This is a genomic window from Streptomyces sp. NPDC044064 (assembly GCF_056434245.1).
On the sequence record NZ_JBWKFN010000002.1, the window covers coordinates 145,693 to 165,776 of the forward strand.

15 protein-coding genes, 3 tRNA genes and 1 pseudogene are annotated in these 20,084 nt (G+C 68.3%); 7 read left to right on the forward strand and 12 right to left on the reverse strand.

Features of this window, described 5'->3' with window-relative positions; genetic code table 11:
* Window positions 1-178: 178 nt before the first annotated feature.
* From AC07DS_RS03735 to AC07DS_RS03765, 7 genes are all read right to left on the reverse strand, one after another.
* The gene (locus AC07DS_RS03735) at window positions 179-1,615 is read right to left on the reverse strand and encodes a terminase large subunit domain-containing protein (RefSeq protein ID WP_479142371.1); all 1,437 of its coding nucleotides are present in this window, start codon (window positions 1,613-1,615) and stop codon (window positions 179-181) included.
* Window positions 1,616-1,668: 53 nt separating this feature from the next.
* Window positions 1,669-2,202 carry a hypothetical protein gene (locus AC07DS_RS03740; RefSeq protein ID WP_479142373.1) on the reverse strand — a complete coding sequence of 178 codons (534 nt, stop codon included), beginning with the start codon at window positions 2,200-2,202 and terminating at the stop codon, window positions 1,669-1,671.
* 25 nt (window positions 2,203-2,227) lie between these two features.
* On the reverse strand, window positions 2,228-3,133 hold the full coding sequence (locus AC07DS_RS03745; protein ID WP_479142375.1) for a ParB N-terminal domain-containing protein: 906 nt from the start codon (window positions 3,131-3,133) through the stop codon (window positions 2,228-2,230).
* A gap of 2 nt (window positions 3,134-3,135) precedes the next feature.
* Complete coding sequence (locus AC07DS_RS03750; RefSeq protein ID WP_479142377.1) at window positions 3,136-4,470, reverse strand: putative antirestriction adenine methyltransferase; 1,335 nt, start codon at window positions 4,468-4,470, stop codon at window positions 3,136-3,138.
* 130 nt (window positions 4,471-4,600) lie between these two features.
* Window positions 4,601-5,014, reverse strand: coding sequence for a DUF488 family protein (locus AC07DS_RS03755; protein WP_479142379.1), 414 nt, complete (start codon window positions 5,012-5,014; stop codon window positions 4,601-4,603).
* Window positions 5,015-5,162: 148 nt separating this feature from the next.
* Complete coding sequence (locus AC07DS_RS03760) at window positions 5,163-5,426, reverse strand: hypothetical protein (RefSeq protein WP_479142381.1); 264 nt, start codon at window positions 5,424-5,426, stop codon at window positions 5,163-5,165.
* A gap of 244 nt (window positions 5,427-5,670) precedes the next feature.
* Window positions 5,671-6,807 (reverse strand): ParB/RepB/Spo0J family partition protein, encoded by a 1,137-nt coding sequence (locus tag AC07DS_RS03765; RefSeq protein WP_479142383.1) that lies wholly within the window; start codon window positions 6,805-6,807, stop codon window positions 5,671-5,673.
* Between the two features lie 842 nt (window positions 6,808-7,649).
* Here AC07DS_RS03765 and AC07DS_RS03770 point away from each other — a divergent pair.
* Both AC07DS_RS03770 and AC07DS_RS03775 read left to right on the forward strand, forming a co-directional pair.
* The gene (locus AC07DS_RS03770) at window positions 7,650-8,183 is read left to right on the forward strand and encodes a hypothetical protein (RefSeq protein WP_479142385.1); all 534 of its coding nucleotides are present in this window, start codon (window positions 7,650-7,652) and stop codon (window positions 8,181-8,183) included.
* A gap of 1 nt (window position 8,184) precedes the next feature.
* Entirely contained in the window at window positions 8,185-8,961 is a 777-nt protein-coding gene (locus tag AC07DS_RS03775) for a hypothetical protein (protein ID WP_360841890.1), read from the forward strand.
* Here the strand turns inward: AC07DS_RS03775 and AC07DS_RS03780 are convergent.
* The gene (locus AC07DS_RS03780; RefSeq protein ID WP_479142388.1) at window positions 8,958-9,935 is read right to left on the reverse strand and encodes a recombinase family protein; all 978 of its coding nucleotides are present in this window, start codon (window positions 9,933-9,935) and stop codon (window positions 8,958-8,960) included. The genes AC07DS_RS03775 and AC07DS_RS03780 overlap by 4 nt on opposite strands.
* Window positions 9,936-10,450: 515 nt before the next feature.
* Here AC07DS_RS03780 and AC07DS_RS03785 point away from each other — a divergent pair.
* The gene (locus tag AC07DS_RS03785) at window positions 10,451-12,340 is read left to right on the forward strand and encodes a tyrosine-type recombinase/integrase (RefSeq protein ID WP_479142390.1); all 1,890 of its coding nucleotides are present in this window, start codon (window positions 10,451-10,453) and stop codon (window positions 12,338-12,340) included.
* 148 nt (window positions 12,341-12,488) lie between these two features.
* On the opposite strand, the gene AC07DS_RS03790 is transcribed toward AC07DS_RS03785, so the two are convergent.
* From AC07DS_RS03790 to AC07DS_RS03800, 3 genes are all read right to left on the reverse strand, one after another.
* A tRNA-Ile gene (locus tag AC07DS_RS03790) sits at window positions 12,489-12,565 on the reverse strand.
* Between the two features lie 176 nt (window positions 12,566-12,741).
* Window positions 12,742-12,814 (reverse strand) — tRNA-Asn (locus AC07DS_RS03795).
* A 6-nt stretch (window positions 12,815-12,820) separates the two neighbouring features.
* Window positions 12,821-12,893: transfer RNA gene (locus AC07DS_RS03800), tRNA-Asn, on the reverse strand.
* Between the two features lie 158 nt (window positions 12,894-13,051).
* On the opposite strand from AC07DS_RS03800, the gene AC07DS_RS03805 reads away from it, so the two are divergent.
* The 4 genes from AC07DS_RS03805 to AC07DS_RS03820 all read left to right on the forward strand — a co-directional run bounded on the left by AC07DS_RS03805 (window position 13,052) and on the right by AC07DS_RS03820 (window position 18,691).
* Entirely contained in the window at window positions 13,052-13,357 is a 306-nt protein-coding gene (locus AC07DS_RS03805; RefSeq protein WP_145883282.1) for a YtxH domain-containing protein, read from the forward strand.
* An 83-nt stretch (window positions 13,358-13,440) separates the two neighbouring features.
* Window positions 13,441-14,898, forward strand: coding sequence for a xylulokinase (locus AC07DS_RS03810; RefSeq protein WP_479142393.1), 1,458 nt, complete (start codon window positions 13,441-13,443; stop codon window positions 14,896-14,898).
* Between the two features lie 131 nt (window positions 14,899-15,029).
* Window positions 15,030-16,763 carry an ABC transporter ATP-binding protein gene (locus AC07DS_RS03815; protein ID WP_479142395.1) on the forward strand — a complete coding sequence of 578 codons (1,734 nt, stop codon included), beginning with the start codon at window positions 15,030-15,032 and terminating at the stop codon, window positions 16,761-16,763.
* Window positions 16,763-18,691, forward strand: a complete 1,929-nt coding sequence (locus tag AC07DS_RS03820) for an ABC transporter ATP-binding protein (RefSeq protein WP_479142397.1) — start codon at window positions 16,763-16,765, stop codon at window positions 18,689-18,691. The genes AC07DS_RS03815 and AC07DS_RS03820 overlap by 1 nt, the downstream gene beginning before the upstream one ends.
* A gap of 37 nt (window positions 18,692-18,728) precedes the next feature.
* Here the strand turns inward: AC07DS_RS03820 and AC07DS_RS03825 are convergent.
* Window positions 18,729-19,929 (reverse strand): annotated as a pseudogene (locus AC07DS_RS03825) (RNA polymerase sigma factor).
* Window positions 19,930-20,084 lie beyond the last annotated feature (155 nt).

Below are 20,084 nucleotides of genomic sequence, written 5' to 3' on the forward strand. Positions count from 1 at the left end.
ACACCGGCCGCCTCCACCGTCCTCGCATGGACTTCGCACCGTCACTCGCCGTCCTCGGTTCCGCCCTCTCGGTGGCTATCACCTTGGCCATCGCTCACCCCGACCCAGACATCAGGCAGCGTTCGCTACATGTCCTACGCGCGACCTTCGGCCACCCTCGAGAGTGAGCACCCTCCAGCTACCTTCGGCCGCTCAGACGCCGGTCATCGCCGCCACGCGGTGGCGGCATCGTGGGGTCGAGGAACAGGTCCCACAATGCCCACACCGCGCTGTCGAGCAAGTCCGGGGAGTCCTCCGTCTCGCCCTGGCCTACGAACATCGTCATCTGCTCCTCCAACGGCGCGAACCGCCGAGCCGGACCAACGTGCGACACCCGCGCCTGCTCGTACAGCTGGGCCGCCGGAGCTGCCCGCGCCCTCTTCCCCCGCGTGGCATGAACGATCCGCCAGTTCACCGTCGGGTCCACCTGCTCCAGCAGCGCAGGCAAGTAGTCGCCGCCGTTGTTCGCCTCGATGACCACGCAGTCCGCACGGTGCTCGTGATACAGCGTCGCGGCCCGCTTCATCGCCTGCGTCGGCGTGTACCGGTCCTGCTCGCAGTGCAACAGATACCCGCGGGGACGGTCGTCCCCGAACATCGTGTCCACCGGGAACCCGCGCCCCGCCACCGTGAACGCCGTCATGTCCGCGTCCTCATGGCTCTTGGTCGCCGGGTCCACAGCCACCACGACCCGCTGAAGGTCCGGCAGATGCTCGGACCGGGACCGGAAGCCCTCGACTTCCAGCATCCAGCCCTTCCAGAGCGCGCCCTCTACGTCCTCGAGTAGCTCGCCCGACAGCTCCTGCCGCCCCAGCCGGGTGCCGGCATACTCCTCCTCCAACTCCTCACGCGCCGCCGCCGACAGGTTCGCGTCGTTCTCCCGCATGTGGCCGCGGGTCAGCACCACCCGAGGCGGCGTCCCGCCCTTCCGGTGGGCCTCCTCCTGCGCACGTCCGCGCTCGACCAGCCGCTTGACGTGTGGGAGCGGCTTCGGCGTCGTGGAGATGACGACCTGCGGGGTGTCCGCCTCACGCAGGCAGAACCACAGCATGTCGTACACCGCCTGGGCCGTGATCCGGTTCCAGGCCGCGTACTCGTCCAGCCAGGCCTTGTCGAACGCCCAGCCACGCAGGTTGTCCGGCGTCTCCGCGCCGAACCCCCTGATGGTCGTCCCGTTCGTCAGCCTGAGCGTCGTCTCGCCCAGCGACGAGTTGTACTTCGCTACCTCCTGCGGTGGGAACACCGACAGCAGCCCCGACTTCGGGGACTCGAAGCAGATGTCGCGCACCAGCGTCGCGTTTCGCGCCACCACCGCGATCTGCAAGCCCGGCGTCTGCGCCCACTCCCGCACTGCCTCCGCCGCCGTCCGTGACTTGCCCCAGCCACGGCCGGTGAGCAGCATCCACACCGTCCACAGCCACAGTGGCCGACGCTGCGCCGCTCGGGCGTGGTGATGCAGCCACCCCGCATGGGGCAGCCCATCGCAATCGGGGACCTCACACGCCCACCGCCGCGCCGACAGCTCATCGGCCCGCACCAGCGCCGCGACCTCGGCCCTCAGCTGCTCGTCGGTCATGACCGAGGGGTCGGCAAACCCCTCGATCTGGCGCCGCTTGGCCCGGCCCCGGCTCACTGTGCGCCCTCCGACAACCGGTGCTCCAGCTCACGACGGAGCTGATCCATCCGCGCCCGGCGGTCCTCGTCCGACAGTGCGGCCACGTCCGCGCCCTGGTCCCGGCCCTCGACCGTCCCGACCGCAGGTGCCTCGCCCACGGCCCGACGCTCGATCTCCGCCGCGACCTGGACATAGCGCAGCAGTTCCGAGGGCGACAGCTCCCGCGGGTCGAGCATCTGGAGCCGCGCGACGGCCTTGCTCTGTACGGCCTGAGCCAACTTCGCGTGCCGGCGGGCGATATCGCGTCGCGCCTGCATCTGTTCCGCGAGGAACTGACGGTCCTGCTCCCGGTCGTAGGCCACAGCCCGCATCACCCATGCGAACTGGCGCGACCAACGGCCCAGTAGCGTGCGGGATTTATGCAACTCGCGTGCCGCCTTTGTCAGACTCCGCGCTGAGCCGAGATCGCGGTACACGGCGAACGCCTCGAACGCCTGGACCGACTCCCCGCTCTGCCGCTCCCAGGACTCCACGGTGTCCTCGGCCACCGCTCACCTCCTGGCCGACGGCCTTCTAGTTGTTCTGGGCGGCCAGGACTTCCAGCGCCCTCCACGGCTCGTCAGCGGGCACAGTGCCGTCCTGCACCATCCGATCGATGGCAGTCCGTACGACGGCCGCGGTCTCTACCGGCAGGTCCCGCACGCCGAATACCGTCTCCAGCGGCGCCGTCCCCGTCCGCGTCGGCTCCCCGGTGGCTGCGTCGAACCAGCCCTCGGCCAGCTCTCCCAGGTGCCGCTCGAACACGGCGAGGATCACGCCGAGCGCCGTAGCGGAGTTGCCGATCTTGTACGCGGCCCGGGAAAACTCCAGCGCATCGAGCACCGGCTCGTACTGCTCCAACCCAGCCACCCACCGCTGATCCGCCGTTGCCGTGGAGCGGGCCGCATCGAACGCCGTCTCGGCGCGCTCCAACTCGGCGGGCAGGAACATGAACTGGACGCTGGCGAAGTCCAGGTTCGCTTCCCCGAGGGAGGCGACGTCCACTTTCTCCAGCAGGTCAAGGGTCTTGTCGTCCAGGCTCGTGTACTGCCGCCACTCCACCGACTCCAGCTCGTCGTACAGCTCCTTCAGGATCGCCGGATCGTCCTGACCCGCAATCGCGTTGTGCGAGAGCTGAAGCGCGATCTGCCGCTGGCGAGCCAGCGGCTCGTCTATCTGCATCCACCAGATCTGCGGCAGGCCGGCCTCGATCGCGGCGAGCGTGCGGTGGTTCCCGGAGAGAACGACCAGCCGCCCCGTGTCCCGGTCGTTCCACACCAGCGGCGTCGAGGTCAGATGCCCGTCCCGCTCGATGTTCCCCACGAGCTGCCGAAACTGCTCGTGTGGCAGGAACCTCGCGTTGACGTCGAGGAGCGTCAGCGTGCGCGGGTCGCCCTGCACCATCTGCGGCGGGGCAAGGCGAGTGGACTCGGTCTCCATGATCAGACTCCCGTCTTCGTCGTCGGGGCGCCCCACCGCTTCGCCCACACCTGAAGGGCCTCGGCCAACGAGTGCTGGCCGATCGCCCCCTGGTACTGGAGCTGGTACTTCCAGCCGTCCTCGTTCGACGGGCTGCGCTTGTTCAGCCGCAGCAGCCCGCGGTACTTCATCGACACCGGGTTGTTGCTGAACGCCGTCGTCGCCACCCGCCGAATGCGCCGTGAGAACGCCCGCTGGCACAGCAACTGCGTCTCGGCGCTCATTGCCGCCATCACGATCAGCTTCGACAACCTCGGGTAGTCGGTCGGCGCAACCGCGAAGTCCGAGAGCACGTACGCCTCGTCCGGGGTGAACGTGCTCGGGGCCATCGCGAACACGCCCAGCAGCCGCCCGCCGCCGTCCCTCACCGCGACCGCCAGGTTCGCCGCGCCCGGAGCGATCCTGGGGTTGAGGTACCGGGAGCGCAGCGCGTTGAACTGGCCGGGCTTGAGCAGCGAGAGCGAGAGCGGGCCGACCAGTTCCTCGCCCTCGCGCAGGCGCGGGATCTTCACCGGGTCGATCGGCTGGCGCGGGGCGACGATCCTCGTGCGCGCCTCGCTGGCGTACACGTAGATGGGAGCGGCGCGCGGCGTCGCCTTGATCACGCCGCGCAGGTACGGGCGCAGCTCGGGCACGCTGTGGTTGGAGGCCGTCAGCCAGTACGGCCGGTCCGTGATCGCGCCGAGCACGCTGACCACGTCGTCGTCCGACAGCGGCTCGTAGTGGGGCGCGTCCCAGGTGAAGTGGGCTTCTAGCGGCTCGTACAGCTTCTCGTAGCCGCCGCCGTAGAAGGGAGGAAAAGAGCACACGGGAGCGTCGCCGGGGACCTTCTGGAGCCAGGAGCGCACGTCCTCCACCTCGTACGAGGCCAGATCGACGTCCGAGCCGGACAGCCGCTCCACGGTCTCCGCGTGCTTGGCCTTCCACTGCTCGCGGTAGGAGCGCACCACCCGCTCGTGCCACAACCCTTCGCGCCCGACGCTGGCGAGGAACCGCGTGCCGAGCATGAGCGTGGCCACGGTGCCAACGCCGTCGTCCAAGGAGTCCGCGAGCCAGCCGAGTTCGTCTGCGCTCTCTTCGCGGAGCTGGATGCCCACCGGTTGCCGGGTAAGCCAACGGCCGACCACGCTGGTGTAGATGGACACGTCGGAGGAGTGAAGGCCGAACCCCATGCCGGCCAGTGACCGTTCGATGGTGAAGTTCCCGCAGCACGGTACGTACACCGGGCCGCTCGGCCACAGGCTGGCGGTCTCGCGCACGATCGAGCGCATGGGACCTGGGATGGTGCCCTGGAACATCTTCGCCTCCCAACGAACGACAACGCCCGGCCTCGGCGGGTGCCGGGCCGGGCGCTGCGTTGGAACTTACACAAGGAGCACGCAGCCCCCTGGAATCATGTCACCTATCTTGAGGGAGCGGTTCCGACGCTCACATCAAGGTTCCCTGCTGGTAGTGGTCGTCCCCCATGGGAGACAGCTCGCGCACCTCATCCCCGGTGCGGTCCCTCCACCATGCCGCGAACGTCCTTCGGTGGCACCACAAGCCGGGCTTGGCCAAGTCCTCGAAGCAGAGGAGCACCAGGCGGTGGTCGCCCTCGGCCTCCGCGATCTGCCGGAGCCGCGCCGCGATCCGCTCAGGGCCGAGCTGGTCGAGGTCCCCACGGTATGCCTTCGTGAACTCGGGCTCGGACGCGTTGAGGTAGTCCCGACGCGGCGCGAGCTCCCGCACCGCATGGGTGAGGGAGTAGGGGAGCTTGAACCGGACGCCGCCGAGGGTGATGCGCACCGGCACCCCTTGCGGGGGCTGGAACGCCTGGAACCGGTTGGTGAACAGGGTGAGCACGCTTGCTTCCTTCCTTACTGCTGATCACCCCTGCCGTGGGCGTGGCGCCTGTGGCCGGGGGATTGCCGGCCCCGCCCCTGCCTGTGAGCGGGGGTCCTGAGGGCGCCGGGCCCGCAGGGAGAGTCCCCGCGGGCCCGGGGCCAGTCTCTTACTCCTGCGCGTAGACGAAGGGGGTGCGAGTTGCCAGTTGAACGACGAGGTCGAACTCCACCGGGCCTTCTGCACAGTTGGCCGTGAACCGGATGACGCGGTTGGTCTCGTTGGCGTACGCGGACGCCGTGGTCTCCTCGACTTCCTCGATCACTTCCGACGCAGGCCCAGGTACGAGCTCGCGCGCCTCCGCCATGAGGGAGGAGAGGTGGTCCGTGATCTGACGGATCGCAGGGTGGGCCGACTTAGACCCCCAGTCCACGTACTCCGACCTGACCTGATGGAAGCCAACAGAGAGTTTCCCGTTTTCCGTCATTTCCAGATCCCCAACCCCGGAGAAAATTTCCCTTTCCGTGCTTATATCTTATGGCATTTGCAATTCCGCGAACATGGAATACGGAAGGGAATTCGAATGAAAGTGGGCGCAGCCGGGGGTTCCGGCCGCGCCCATCCCTACGCCCCTCTGGGGAGAGGCGGGGCGCGGGCTCAGCCGCGCCCCACCTGCTCTACTTCGCCGCCTCGGTGGCCTTCTTAGCGGGCGCCCGGCGTGCCGCAGGCTTGGCGCTTGCGGCCGTCTTCGCCGCAGGCTTCGCGGAGTGCCTGGCCGCCGCCTTCTTCGCCGGGGGCTGCGGCTTGGCCGCCGCCTTGACCTCCGGCTTCTCGGCCTCGACCTTGCCCTCCTCACCCTTCTTCGCAGCCGCCGCCTCCTGCTGAACCTCAGCCGCCGCCTTATTGAACTCCTCGGTCATGGCGCGCTGGACACCCTGAGCTTTGCTCAGCAGGTTGCGCACCATCTGGACCTTGGCGTACAGGCGGCCGACGACCCGCAGGTGGCGGGCAAGGTCGTCCCCAAGGATGACGGCCAGGTCCTCCGGCTTCTTCTCCGCCAGCTCCTCCAGCAGCGGGATCAGGACCTCTTCCGCCTTGCCGAGGCCATCCTTGGCCTTGGACTTGGCCGCCTTGCGCTTGGCCTCCTCCTCTGCAGTGGGCGGCTCCTCGCCGGTCAGGGAGGTCTGCTTCTCCATCAGCTTGAGGCCGTTGGCGAAGTGCTGCGCCTCGGCCTCGGAGTCGAAGTCACCGCGCACGTAGCGCGAGGCGGCAACCATCTGGTTGGCCGGGTTGAGCTGGGCGATGTGCCAGGCAAGGTTGTTCTTGATCAAGCCCTTGTCGACCATCTCGGCCACCTCGGGGCGCAGGGTGAGCAGGCCGAGCCTCCAGGTGATGTGGGTCTCGGTCTTGCCGAACTGCTTGGCGATCTTTGCGGGCGTCCAGCCAGCCGCCTTGAGGTCGGCATACGCTCCGGCCTCCTCCATGATCGTCATGTCCGAGCGGTTGACGTTCTCCGCGATGCTGAGGACGTAGGCCTCTTCCTCGGTGGCGCCCTCGATGACCTTCGCGGGGATGACCTCCAAGCCGGCCGCCTGGCAGGCCCGCCAGCGCCGCTCGCCCGCGATCAGCATGTAGGGGACCTTCGCGCCCTCGACCGGCCGGACGACCACCGGCTGAAGGAGGCCGTTCTCCTTGATGCTCCCGGTCAGTTCGTCCAGCGCCTCCGGAGAGAAGAACTTGCGAGGCTGGTCGGGGTTGGGGGCGATCTCGCCGAGCTTGATGCTGATGAAAGCGACCTTGCTGTTGTCGGCCATTTTCCCGCGCCTTCCGTGAATTCCGTTTGGGGTGTTTCCCTTTGTTCTTACACTTATATCTTAATGGCGAATACCGCCAAAGCAAGTTCAGAACTATTTTTATTCAAAGGAATTCAGAAAGGGGAATTCCGCTCTTTTGAATTCCATCTCGCGCGAGTGCGGATACGAGAGAGCCCGCCACGACCGAGCGGTCGCGGCGGGCTTGCTCCCGTCACACCCCGACGGCCGCACCGGGCGGCCGACTCCTCGCCGGGCGGGGCGCGGGGGGGTCGACCACCCGGCGAGGAGCAGGGAAGGACGCCGCATGCGCGGCGCTGCCGTGTGGGCTCCTGCGGCTGCTGTACCCACCCGGCGGACTAAAACGTACAGCAGCCCCTCAAGAATGTCACCTATCTCAATGCCAAGGGCGCGAGCCCTCACGGGCGTCAGGGCTCACCCTCGGCAGCACCTCCACCCCGTTCCCGGCCCCCAAGGAGCGCCATGACCTCGACTACTTTCCGAACCTCACCCTGCGCCGCCTGACTCGACGCCTCTCTCAGCACCCGCGGAGCCCCCTTCGCGATCTCAGCTATCCGGCGTTCGTCAACCTCGGACATGGATATGCGGCTCCTCCCGTGCACGGCGTGCGCGCCGCTCCGCCCGCCCTGATGCGAATCCTCGGAGCACCCGCCGACAGCGGGCACACGGGAGTACGACCGATGCCCGCTCACCGGCCGACGCTCCGTCGAGAAACTGTGCGACAAACCCTATAACCCCTGCGACCTGCGATGTAGTGTTATGTTTGCTGGTGCTACCGGCCGGTCACTTCGCCGGAGCATACGACACGGCCAGAGATGACGGACATGGCGGACACCCACGGCACCGAGCGACCCTTGAGTCTTCAGGCGAAGCTCATCTCCTTGCTGAGGCTGCGTCGTGACTCCGACGGCTACACACCCAGTGCCCGGGACATCTCCCGTGCGACCCAAGGAAGTTCGGGCGCTTCTGTCTCTCACGGCCAGGTCAACAGCCTGTTCAACGGGTCGAGTTGCAACCCCACAGCAGCCACCCTCGAAGCAGTAGCCCACGCCCTCGACGCGCCGGCAGCCTTCCTGCTGCCGGGCACCGAATGGGACGACCTGACCGCGCTGTCCGTGTTCGCGTCGAGACCCGAAGCGCGCGAGGTCTTGCGTTTAATGCAGGGTCTTGAAGTGCAGGACATTCTTGAAATCAGTTCAAGGCTCCGGGAGCTCCGTCGTCACAAGGGACTGTCCGAGGACGTCCCGACGATCCCCCCACCTCCCCCCGGCGTCGACCAGCCCCGCGAGGGCCGTCCACGCCGTCGAAGCCTGCACGACGCCGCTGAGCGGGCAGCGGATTACTTGGAAGGACGCTGACGTGGACGGCCCGATATTCGGCCTGTGCTCGGTGGTCACCCTGCTGAGCACGGCGGTAGCCCTCAGTCGAGCCGTCGCCCAGCGCAGACGCAGCGCGTTCCGCGTGTCCCGCCGCGCCCACGTCGTGGCCTTGGCCAGCAGCTTCGTCGGCTCCGTACTGACCATCCCCGCCGTTGGTGACGTCGTAGACAGGGCTACGACGCCCGAACTGTCCTCTCTGGTCTCGGACATAGCCGTCGTGATCTTCTGCGCGAGCCTCCAGATCATGGTCATCGACTGGGAGTACCGGGAGCTGCCCCATTACGTCAGCATCGCGTGCCGCATCGCCTTCGTCATCGCGGTCTGCGGCCTGCTGATCTTGCAGTTCCACCGCACGGACCCGGCCAGGCTCGACCTGGATCTGTCGACCTCGTACGCCCAGTCCAACGACGTCCGGATCTACATGCTGACCCACCTGGGCTTCTTTGCTGCCGCCACCGCCGAGGTCGCGGCGCGCGCCTCGAAGCTCGCCTGCGCAGCATGGCGGCAAGGCCGCTCGGCAGCCGTCGGCCTGGCTGTAGCGGCGGCGGGAGCGACGTTCGGCGTCCTGTATGCCATGAGCCGAGGCGGCTACATCCTCGCGTATGAGCAGGGGCACGCGTGGCCGCTGACCCTCGACAACATCATCAGCCCTGCGCTGGCAGGGCTGTCCATCGGAAGCGTGGCGGCCGGGCTCTCGATGGCTGTGCTCAGCAACAGCCGCCGCCCGGAGTCCGTACGCAGCAGCGCCAACGTCTAGGCGGATCGCGGCTTCTGCATGTCCGCGTCCCATTGCCTCCAGGTGAAGGCCACGCGGTCCGCGTCCACGGTGCGTGAGCCCCTGGACGCGGCCGGGTACACGGCGATCTGCTCCAGCAGCAGGACGACCAAGCCCTTCTTCGCCTTCAACGGGGCGTGCTTCCACCAGCGCACGAGGTCAGGGACGTCTCCCACGGGAACGTGCTTGACCTGCTTCAGGAAGCGGGCTTGCGTCGCCTTCTCCCTGATCTTGGTCGTCAACTCCTTGTCGGCCGCCTTGAAGGCGGCCAGCGAGATGCCCGAGTTCGCGGCATAGTCGGCACCCAGCTTCTTCTGCCGTCGCCGGTCCGCCGCGACTTCCTTGTCCAGGACGGCGGCCCTAGCGAGCAGGGCTTCGCGCGCAGCGCCGATCAGCTCCGCAACTTCGGGCTTGGCGAGCTCGCCCAGAACCTGCTCACCGACGTACTTCTCGTACAGGTCGGCGTTGATGCGGACCTTGCCGCAGCCACCCGGGTGCTGAGGTGAACTCGGCTGACAGCGGTGCCCGCGTGCCCCTGCATTCGACGGCGAGGTACCGAGCGGATGGCCGCACAGGCCGCACACGCTGATGGGACCGGAGAGCAGGTACTCCCGCTGGTCAGCCCTCTCCTTGCCTTCGCCCTCGGCCTGCTTCATCGCACGGATGGCCAGGAAGTCCTCAACGGGGATGATCCGGGGGCTACCGCTGTCGACTAGCTCTCCGGCTGCATCCTCCGTCAACCCGGCGATGGCTGGGTGATGGAGCACGCCGGCGAGGACATCGGGCTTGAACCTGTTGCCCAACGTGGTGCGGTAGCCCTCCTCGCTCATCCACTCCGTGATCGCGGGAAAGCTCTGTTTCAGCAGCCGCCGCGAGGCGGCGGCCCGAATGCCCTCCGCCTCCGCCTCGCGCACGCGCCGGTACGCCATGTCCTCAAACCCGTAGAGCCTTGGCATGATCTCGACCCCTCTACCCGACCCCCTACATCCACTAATTTACCAGCGAGATAGGTCACACTCTTGATAGAGCAACGAACACCTCGAATCGCGCAAATCTCATGATCATGGACTCACCTCCGTACGTGGCTCAACGCCGAGCACCCTCCACAGCTCGGCCGTGGGAACACGGACCGTCCCCCCAAGAGGGAGCGTCCGGACGGGGAACGTGCCCGTCCTGATCAGCTCGTACGCCTTGTCGCGGCCAATGCCCAGTGCACGTCCCGCTGTTGTGACATTGACCGTGGCCGGAAGGGCAAGTAGCTCTTCCAGCCGCATGGCTCCGGCCGGTCCGCCTGCTTCCTGAGCAGTCATCTTGTTGGTCGCCTGTCTCCCCCGCGCCAACTGATCAGCGACTTTACAGCAGTGTCCGACAGCCCCAGCAAGATCGGAAGAGATCACGCCAGACACGTACGGAAACGTACGACACCACGAACTGGACGTGAGCCGAACAACAGCCGACAGCAGGGGACCGGATGTCCGAGCCGAGTTACTACCGGCGGTGCCAGTGCAAGGGACCACTCAAGGACAAGGAGGGCAAGCCGGTCCTTGATGTCGACGGCAACCCCAAGATCGGCTCCATCGGCACGACGTGCCCCAAGTTGGGCAAGGGCCACGGCACCTGGAACTTCTACTTCGAGCTCGAACCAGCCGAGGGTGGTACCCGCCAGCGGGTACGCCGCGGCGGCTTCGCCAAGCTCGACGACGCCAAGAAGAAAGCGAAGGAGATCTACGATGCCGCCGTGGCCGGCACCGATGTGCTGTCCGACGAGAAGTGCGGCGACTTCTTCCTCCGGTGGATCAAGGCGAAGAAGTCCCTCGCCCGCACCACCCGGCACGGCTATGAGGAGCACATCAATAACTACTTGCTCCCCCACCTCGGTCACATCAAGCGACGCGACCTCAAGGTCCGCCACCTCGACAAGATGTACGACGCGATCGAGAAGGAGAACGCCGAGCGCATCCTTCACCGCCTGCGCGTCGATCAACTCCAGAAGGACCGTGACGACGCCCACCAAGCCTGGGTGAGGACCGCGGGCTACGCCAAGAAGGAGGAGCGCCGCGCCACCCGCCGAGTCTTCCTCGACGCCAACGCTGCGCTCCGCGAGGGCAAGAAGGGGCTGCGGAAGATCACCTCCGCCGCCACCATGCACCGCATCAACGACACCCTCAGCTCGGCTCTGTCCTGGGGGATCAAGCGCGAGCAGGCTTTCACCAAGAACTGGGCACAGCTTGTGGAGCTGCCGCCGGTGACCCGGCCGAAGCCCCTCGTCTGGACGCCCGAGCGCATCGAGCACTGGAAGCGCACCGGCGAGAAGCCCGGCCCGGTCATGGTCTGGACCCCACAGCTCACCGGCGAGTTCCTCGACTTCGTCATGGACGACTGGCTCTACGAGCTGTGGCACACCTTCATCTTCCTCGGCCCCCGCCGCGGCGAGATGGCCGCGCTGCCCTGGACAGAGGTCAGCCTCGATGCCCTGTGGCTACGCATCTCCCAACAGATCGTCGAGGTGGCATACGAGCTGTACGGAGAAGCACCGAAGGCCGACAGCGTCCGCACCCTGTCCCTGAGCCTGGAGTCCGGAGACAACCTGGCCGCCTTCCGCGCAAAGCAGGAAAAGCAACGCCAAGAGTGGGCGGACGCCTACGTCGAGAGCGGCCGTGTATGGACGCACGAGAACGGCGCTGGGCTGCACCCCGACTGGATATCGAGGCGCTTCAGCCGCCTGGTGGAGCTGTCCGGCCTGCCGCCGGTCCGCCTGCACGACCTACGCCACCTCGCCGCCACCCTCGCCCTGCTCGCAGGCCACGACATCAAGGTGGTCCAGGAGAAGCTGGGGCACTCCTCCCGCCAGATCACCTCCGACACCTACACCAGCGTGCTGCCCGAGATGATGCGGGCCGAGGCCGAGTCGGTCATGGCCGTCGTCCCCCGCGACGTTGCCTTCGAGGTGCGCTCGCCGCTGACCATCCCCGAGGCGGCATGGCAGAACGACGTCGCCGTCTTCTTCGCCCACGGCGCCAAGCAGTCAGGCGACGTCTGGGCCGTCGGAGCGCAGGCCCAACCCGACTCCGACCTCCTCGGCATGATCACCCTGACCGGACGGGGCCAGGACGATGCCGCCAACGCGGCCGTGAAGTGGATACGCGATCACTGCGCCGCCAACGATCTGGAACTGGTGCGGGTGGAGAACTTCAACGACCGCTACCCCGAGAAGCAGCGAGGCACGTTCTCGCTCACGCGCTTCACCATCGCACGCTCCGAGTCCCCCGGCGTGGACGGATGGGCGTTGCCGACGGGCCTCCCGCCAGCAGCGTCCCGGGCCGCTCGCCGGCCTCGTAACGGGCGCCGGAAGGCGGCGTGAGGGCCCTGCTGTCCACTGAGCCGCTCCCGCGTCCACTGAGCGTCCACTGGATCTTGGTCTGAACGAATGAACGAGGGTCGCCACCCTGGAGTGGCGACCCTCGTTCTCGCGTTTGTGCAGGTAGAAACGCTTCTGCGCGTGTAGCGCCTGGTGGGGCGGGTGGGACTCGAACCCACGGCCGACGGATTATGAGTCCGCTGCTCTAACCGGCTGAGCTACCGCCCCATAGCGGCGTGTCGCGTACATGTGTGCGCGCCGTCTGCCGCAGCATAGCCGCTCATACGATCTCCTGCTTCGGATGGTCGGCTTCTGCACTGCTTCCTGACCTTGAGGACTTCGGCGCGTGCGCCGTGGTTCCCGCGGGCATGAAAAAGGACCCCGAAGGGTCCTCGTTCAGCGTGCTCCCCCGACTGGACTCGAACCAGTAACCTGCCGGTTAACAGCCGGCTGCTCTGCCAATTGAGCTACGGAGGACCGAAGCTCCCCCGACTGGACTCGAACCAGTAACCTGCCGGTTAACAGCCGGCTGCTCTGCCAATTGAGCTACGGAGGATCGCCTCGTTGCATCGAACGTACCTACCTGGGTGTTCACCAGGCGGCGGTCGCTCGCTGCGACACATACATTAGCGCAAGCAGGGGGGTGCTCCGCCAATCGGTTCCCCCCGGTCCCGACGCCGCACCACAGACCTACCCCAGGGAAGGGTGGCAGCCATGCGCTACCGGCTCACGTTCGTCGCCGGACTGGCCCTCGGTTACGTACTCGGCACGAGGGCCGGGCGCGAGCGCTACGAGCAGCTGAAGAAGTCCGCTCGTCAGATCGCGCAGAACCCCGCCGTGCGCAACACCGCGGAGACCGCCGCCCAGCAGGGCCGCGTCTACGCGGGCAAGGCCTTCCACACGGTCACCCACAAGGTCGGGGACCACGTCCCCGAGTCGGTGACCCAACGCGTCCGCTCGCTCCGCGAGCGCAACACCAACGGCTTCCCGGAGGACGACTGGGGCACCAGCAACACGTAGCCGCGCCCGCGCCCGGCCGGGGACGGCAACTCCCTCGGCGCCCACGACCAAACCAAGCGCGCCGATGCGGCAGAATTTCGGACATGGGGATAGTCGCCGGGTTGGACAGCTCGCCCGATTTCACGCGCATCGTCGTCTGTGACGCCGACACGGGCGCCGTACTCAGGCAGGGGTACGCCCCGCATCCGGTGGAGGCACCGGAAGGCCCGGGCGGGCGGCCCAGCGACGTGGATCCGCAGGCCTGGCTGCTGTCCCTGGGCGAGGCCGCGGGAGGCGGCCTGCTGGAGGGCGTGCAGGCCATCGGCGTCTCCTCGCAGCAGAACGCGCTGGTCCCGCTGGACGCACAGGGCAACACCGTGCGTCCGGCGCTGGTCGGCGGCGACAAGCGGGCACAGGTCGCGGCGGCCGACCTCATCGACGCGCTCGGCGGCCGGGAGGCCTGGGCGCAGGCGGTCGGCTGTGTGCCGCAGGCCGCGCAGCCGGTGACCAAGCTGCGCTGGCTCGCGAAGAACGAACCCGAGAACGCGCACCGGATCGCCGCCCTGCTGCAGGCGCACGACTGGCTGGTGTGGCAGCTGCTGGGGCGGCCCGTGCGCCGGACCACCGACCGCGGCGGAGCCTCCGGCACCGGGTACTGGTCCGCCGGCACCGGCGGCTACCGGCCCGACCTGGTCGAGCTGGCGCTCGGCCACCAGGCGATGCTGCCCGAGGTGATCGGCCCGGCGGACGCGGCCGGTACGACCCCGGAGGGGCTGCTGATCTCGGCCGGCACCGGGGAGACCATGGCCGCCGCGTTCGGGCTCGGGATCGGGCTCGGCGACGCGGTCGTGTCGCTCGGGGCCTCCGGGTCAGTGATGGCCGTGCATCCGGAGGCGCTCGCCGACCAGACCGGGATGATCACGTCCCTCGCCGACGCCACCGGCATGCACCTGCCGGTCGTCACCACCCTGAACGCCGTGCGCACCCTGCGCGGCACCGCCGAACTCCTCGGCCTGCCGGACCTGGAGAGCCTGTCCGAGCTGGCGATGAAGTCGACTCCGGGGTCGCACGGGCTGGTGTTCCTGCCGTACCTGGAGGGTGAGCGGACGCCGAGCCTGCCGCACACCGCCGGGACGCTCGCCGGGCTGCGGCGCGAGTCGATGAAACCCGAGCATCTGGCGCGGGCCTCGTTCGAGGGCATGCTGTGCGGGCTGGCCGACGCGCTGGACGTGCTGCGCGGGCGGGGCGTGGAGGTGCGGCGGGTCTTCCTGCTGGGCCAGGCCGCCGAGCTGCCCGCCGTGCAGGCCGCGGCGCCCTCGCTGTTCGGCGCGCAGGTCGTCGTACCGCAGCCCGCGGACTACGCGGCGATCGGCGCGGCCCGGCAGGCCGCGTGGGCGCTCGGTGTGTCGCAGGGCACACTCGACCCGCGTACCCCGCCGGGCTGGCCGGGGCCGGCCGCGCAGGTTCTGGAGCCGGGCGACCAACTGGCTGTGGGTCAGGCCGTGCGGCAGCAGTTCGTGTCGGTGCGGGAGCAGACCCATCCCGGGGCATTTCGCCCATAGCGCCGCAAACCCACAAGGCTGTACGGGCACCGCCGTTGGGTTAATCGGTTGAGGTAACGCGGGTGGAGTGTCCGACGATAGGGGCCAGGGGCAACCGTCCAGCCTCCACCGCCGACTCCGAGAGACGTAGCGTGCTCATACGACTTCTGCGGACCTACCTCAGGCCCTACAGGAAACCCATAGTTCTTCTGGTGCTGCTGCAGTTCCTGCAGACCTGCGCCACCCTCTACCTGCCCACACTCAACGCCCACATCATCGACAACGGCGTCGTGAAGGGGGACACGGGTTACATCCTGTCCTTCGGCGCCCTGATGATCGGCATCTCGCTGGCCCAGGTCGTCTGCAACATCGGTGCCGTGTACTACGGCGCCCGCACCGCCTCCGCCCTCGGCCGGGACGTGCGCGGCGCCGTGTTCGACCGGGTGCAGTCCTTCTCCTCGCGTGAGGTGGGTCACTTCGGGGCGCCCTCACTCATCACCCGTACGACCAACGACGTGCAGCAGGTCCAGATGCTGGCCCTGATGACGTTCACGCTGATGGTGTCGGCGCCCATCATGTGCGTCGGCGGGATCGTGCTGGCGCTCGGCCTGGACGTGCCGCTGTCCGCGGTGCTCGTCGCCGTCGTGCCCGTGCTCGGCATCTCCGTGACGCTGATCGTGCGCCGGCTGCGGCCGCTGTTCCGGGCCATGCAGGTCCGTCTGGACACGGTGAACCGGGTGCTGCGCGAGCAGATCACCGGCAACCGGGTGATCCGCGCCTTCGTCCGGGACGAGTACGAGCAGGGCCGGTTCGGGAAGGCGAACGGCGACCTGACCGAGATGCAGCTGGCCACCGGCCGGATGCTCGCGCTGATGTTCCCGATCGTCATGACGGTGGTGAACCTGTCGTCGATCGCGGTCGTGTGGTTCGGCGCGCACCGCATCGACAGCGGCGAAATGCAGATCGGCGACCTGACCGCGTTCCTCGCCTATCTGATGCAGATCGTCATGTCCGTGATGATGGCCACCTTCATGTTCATGATGGTGCCGCGCGCGGAGGTGTGCGCCGAGCGCATCCAGGAGGTCCTGGACACCGACTCGAGCGTGGTGCCGCCGACCTCCCCGGTCGTCGAGCTGCGCCGGCACGGGCATCTGGAGATCCGGGGCGCGGGCTTCCGCTATCCGGGTGCCGAGGAGCCGGTGCTGAAGTCCATCGAGCTGGTGGCCAGGCCGGGCGAGACGACCGCCGTCATCGGCTCGACCGGCAGCGGCAAGTCGACGCTGCTCGGTCTGGTCCCGCGGCTGTTCGACGCCACCGAGGGCGAGGTCCTGGTGGACGGTGTGGACGTCCAGCAGGTCGAGCCGGCGCTGCTCGCGAGGACCGTCGGGCTCGTGCCGCAGAAGCCGTATCTGTTCGCGGGGACGGTCGCGACCAACCTGCGCTACGGCAACCCGGACGCCACCGACGAGGAACTGTGGCACGCGCTGGAGGTGGCGCAGGCCAAGGACTTCGTACAGAAGCTGGAGGGCGGCCTGGGCGCGCCGATCGCGCAGGGCGGCACCAACGTGTCGGGCGGTCAGCGCCAGCGCCTCGCCATCGCCCGCACCCTCGTGCAGCGCCCGGAGATCTACCTCTTCGACGACTCCTTCTCCGCGCTCGACTACGCGACGGACGCGGCGCTGCGCTCGGCGCTCGCCCAGGAGACCGCCGAGGCGACCGTCGTCATCGTCGCCCAGCGTGTGGCGACCATCCGGGACGCGGACCGGATCGTCGTGCTGGACGAGGGCCTGGTGGTCGGCACCGGCCGGCACCACGAGCTGATGGCGGGCAACGAGACATACCGGGAGATCGTGCTCTCCCAGCTCACGGAAGCGGAGGCTGCCTGATGGCCGGGCCCATGGGACGCATGATGGCCGGGGGCGGCCCCGACCAGCGCTCGATGGACTTCAAGGGGTCGGGCAAACGGCTCGTCGCCCGGTTCAGGCCCGAACGGGTCACGATCTACGCCCTGCTGCTGTGCGTGGTCGTCAGCGTCGCCCTGAGCGTGATCGGCCCGAAGATCCTCGGCAGGGCCACCGACCTGGTGTTCGCCGGCATCATCGGCCGGCGGATGCCGGCCGGGGCCACCAAGGAGCAGGTGCTCCAGTCGATGCGCGAGCGGGGCCAGGGCTCCATCGCGGACATGCTGAAGAGCACCGACTTCACCCCCGGCAAGGGCATCGACTTCGATGCCGTCGGAAACGTCCTGCTGCTCGCGCTGGGCACCTTCCTGGTCGCCGGTCTGCTGATGGCGGTCGCCACCCGGCTGGTCAACCGGGCCGTGAACCGCACGATGTACCGGATGCGCGAGGACGTGCAGAAGAAGCTGTCCCGGCTGCCGCTGTCGTACTTCGACAAGCGCCAGCGCGGCGAGGTTCTCTCGCGGGCCACCAACGACATCGACAACATCGGGCAGACGCTCCAGCAGTCGATGGGGCAGCTGATCAACTCGGTGCTGACCATCATCGGCGTGCTGGCGATGATGTTCTGGGTCTCCTGGATCCTCGCGCTGGTCGCACTGGTGACGGTGCCGCTGTCGTTCGTGGTCGCCACCCGGATCGGCAAGCGGTCGCAGCCGCACTTCGTGCAGCAGTGGCGCACCACCGGCAAGCTGAACGCGCACGTCGAGGAGATGTACACCGGGCACACCCTGGTGAAGGTGTTCGGGCGGCAGCAGGAGTCGGCGAAGCAGTTCGCCGAGCAGAACGAGGCGCTGTACGAGGCCGGGTTCAGGGCGCAGTTCAACAGCGGTGTGATGCAGCCGCTGATGATGTTCGTGTCGAACCTGAACTACGTGCTGGTGGCGGTCGTCGGTGGCCTCAGGGTCGCGTCGGGCGCGCTGTCCATCGGTGACGTGCAGGCCTTCATCCAGTACTCGCGGCAGTTCTCGATGCCGCTGACGCAGGTCGCGTCGATGGCGAACCTGGTGCAGTCGGGTGTCGCCTCGGCCGAGCGGATCTTCGAACTCCTGGACGCGGAGGAGCAGGAGGCGGATCCGGTACCGGGCGAGCGGCCGGCGGAACTGCGCGGGCGGGTGGCGCTGGAGGGCGCGTCCTTCCGGTACGACCCGGAGAAGCCGCTGATCGAGGACCTGTCGCTGACGGTGGAGCCCGGCCAGACCGTGGCGATCGTCGGCCCGACCGGGGCCGGCAAGACCACGCTGGTCAACCTGCTGATGCGGTTCTACGACGTCTCGGGCGGCCGGATCACCCTGGACGGCGTGGACATCCGGAAGATGTCCCGGGACGAACTGCGCTCCGGGATCGGCATGGTGCTGCAGGACACCTGGCTGTTCGGCGGCACCATCGCGGACAACATCGCCTACGGTGCCTCGCGCGAGGTCACCCGGGGTGAGATCGAGGAGGCGGCGCGGGCGGCCCACGCGGACCGCTTCATCCGCACCCTGCCCGAGGGGTACGACACCGTGATCGACGACGAGGGCACGGGGGTCAGCGCCGGTGAGAAGCAGCTCATCACCATCGCGCGGGCGTTCCTGTCCGACCCGACGATCCTGGTGCTGGACGAGGCGACCAGCTCCGTCGACACCCGCACCGAGGTGCTGATCCAGAAGGCGATGGCCAAACTCGCCCACGGGCGGACCTCGTTCGTCATCGCACACCGGCTCTCCACCATCCGGGACGCCGACACGATCCTGGTGATGGAGAACGGCTCGATCGTCGAACAGGGCTCCCACACGGAGCTGCTGGCGGCGGACGGGGCGTACGCGCGGCTGTACAAGGCCCAGTTCGCGCAGGCCGTGGCCGAGGTCGACTGAACCCCCGGGGGTCGCTCACGCCAGGTGGGCGGCCCCCTCAGTCCAGGTATCCCCGCAGCTGGTCCGCGAAGGCGTGGTCCCTGAGCTTGTTCAGCGTCTTCGACTCGATCTGCCGAATCCGTTCCCGGGTCACGCCGAACAGGCGCCCTATCTCCTCCAGGGTGCGCGGGCGGCCGTCGGCCAGGCCGTAGCGGAGCTGGACGACCTTGCGCTCCCGCTCGCCGAGGGTGGAGAGCACGGCCTCCAGGTGCTCGCGGAGCAGCAGGAACGCCGCCGACTCGACAGGGCTCGTGGCGTCGCCGTCCTCGATGAGGTCACCGAGCGCGACGTCGTCCTCCTCACCGACCGGGGCGTGCAGGGACACCGGCTCCTGGGCCAGGCGCAGCACCTCGCCGACCCGCTCGGGGGGCAGGTCCAGATGCGCGGCGACCTCTTCCGGTGCCGGCTCGTAGCCGCGTTCCTGGAGCATGCGGCGCTGGACCCGGACGACCCGGTTGATCAGCTCCACCACGTGCACGGGGACACGGATGGTGCGGGCCTGGTCGGCCAGGGCGCGGGACATGGCCTGCCGGATCCACCAGGTGGCGTAGGTGGAGAACTTGTAGCCGCGGGCGTAGTCGAACTTCTCCACGGCCCGGATGAGCCCGAGGTTGCCCTCCTGCACCAGGTCGAGCATGGTCAGACCGCGGCCGACGTACCGCTTGGCGACGGAGACCACGAGCCGCAGGTTGGCCTCGATGAGGCGGCGCTTGGCCATCCGGCCCATGACGACGAGCCGGTCCAGGTCGAGCGCGAGCTGGCTGTCCAGGTCGGGAGCGCTGCCCAGCTTCTCCTCGGCGAACAGCCCTGCCTCCACCCGGCGGGCGAGTTCGACCTCCTCGGCCGCGGTGAGCAGCGGGATGCGGCCGATCTCGCGCAGGTACTGCCGGAACAGGTCCGAGGACGGCCCGCTGGTGTCGGCGCGGGCGGCGGGCGGGGCCTCGACGGGCTCGGGGGCCTCCTCCGCCGCTTCGGGCTCGTCCGGTTCCTCACGCAGCGCCTCGGCGGGCGGTTCCGCGGGCTCGGGGCCGCCTTCCGGGTGTCCGAGGGCGCGACCCTGCGGGGGCACGGCCACGAGGACGTCGGACTCGGCGTCCGACTCGTCGGCGGTGCTGCTGGTGCTGCTGTCGGTCTGGCTGAGGGTCTGGGTCTGCACGGGGGCGACCTCCAGGATGATCGCTGCTCAAGGTGTGCGGCAGCGGTACTTCGGGAGCGGAGAGTCGACGGCCTGCGCTCCTGGACAGGCCCTGGGGACTCGGGCACCGCCCCCAGTGTGGGGGAAGACACATCTCCGCCACGAGGGGCTTGCGGTGACTTTTTGCATCCGGCTCGTGACCGGTTGGTGACCAGGGCC

Bases quoted from the DNA above. Each gene is read 5' to 3' on its own strand.
- AC07DS_RS03735 (WP_479142371.1), bottom strand. From the start codon at position 1,615: ATGACCGACGAGCAGCTGAGGGCCGAGGTCGCGGCGCTGGTGCGGGCC.
- AC07DS_RS03745 (WP_479142375.1), bottom strand. From the start codon at position 3,133: ATGGAGACCGAGTCCACTCGCCTTGCCCCGCCGCAGATGGTGCAGGGC.
- AC07DS_RS03750 (WP_479142377.1), bottom strand. From the start codon at position 4,470: ATGTTCCAGGGCACCATCCCAGGTCCCATGCGCTCGATCGTGCGCGAG.
- AC07DS_RS03765 (WP_479142383.1), bottom strand. From the start codon at position 6,807: ATGGCCGACAACAGCAAGGTCGCTTTCATCAGCATCAAGCTCGGCGAG.
- AC07DS_RS03770 (WP_479142385.1), top strand. From the start codon at position 7,650: ATGGCGGACACCCACGGCACCGAGCGACCCTTGAGTCTTCAGGCGAAG.
- AC07DS_RS03780 (WP_479142388.1), bottom strand. From the start codon at position 9,935: ATGCCAAGGCTCTACGGGTTTGAGGACATGGCGTACCGGCGCGTGCGC.
- AC07DS_RS03785 (WP_479142390.1), top strand. From the start codon at position 10,451: ATGTCCGAGCCGAGTTACTACCGGCGGTGCCAGTGCAAGGGACCACTC.
- AC07DS_RS03805 (WP_145883282.1), top strand. From the start codon at position 13,052: ATGCGCTACCGGCTCACGTTCGTCGCCGGACTGGCCCTCGGTTACGTA.
- AC07DS_RS03810 (WP_479142393.1), top strand. From the start codon at position 13,441: ATGGGGATAGTCGCCGGGTTGGACAGCTCGCCCGATTTCACGCGCATC.
- AC07DS_RS03820 (WP_479142397.1), top strand. From the start codon at position 16,763: ATGGCCGGGCCCATGGGACGCATGATGGCCGGGGGCGGCCCCGACCAG.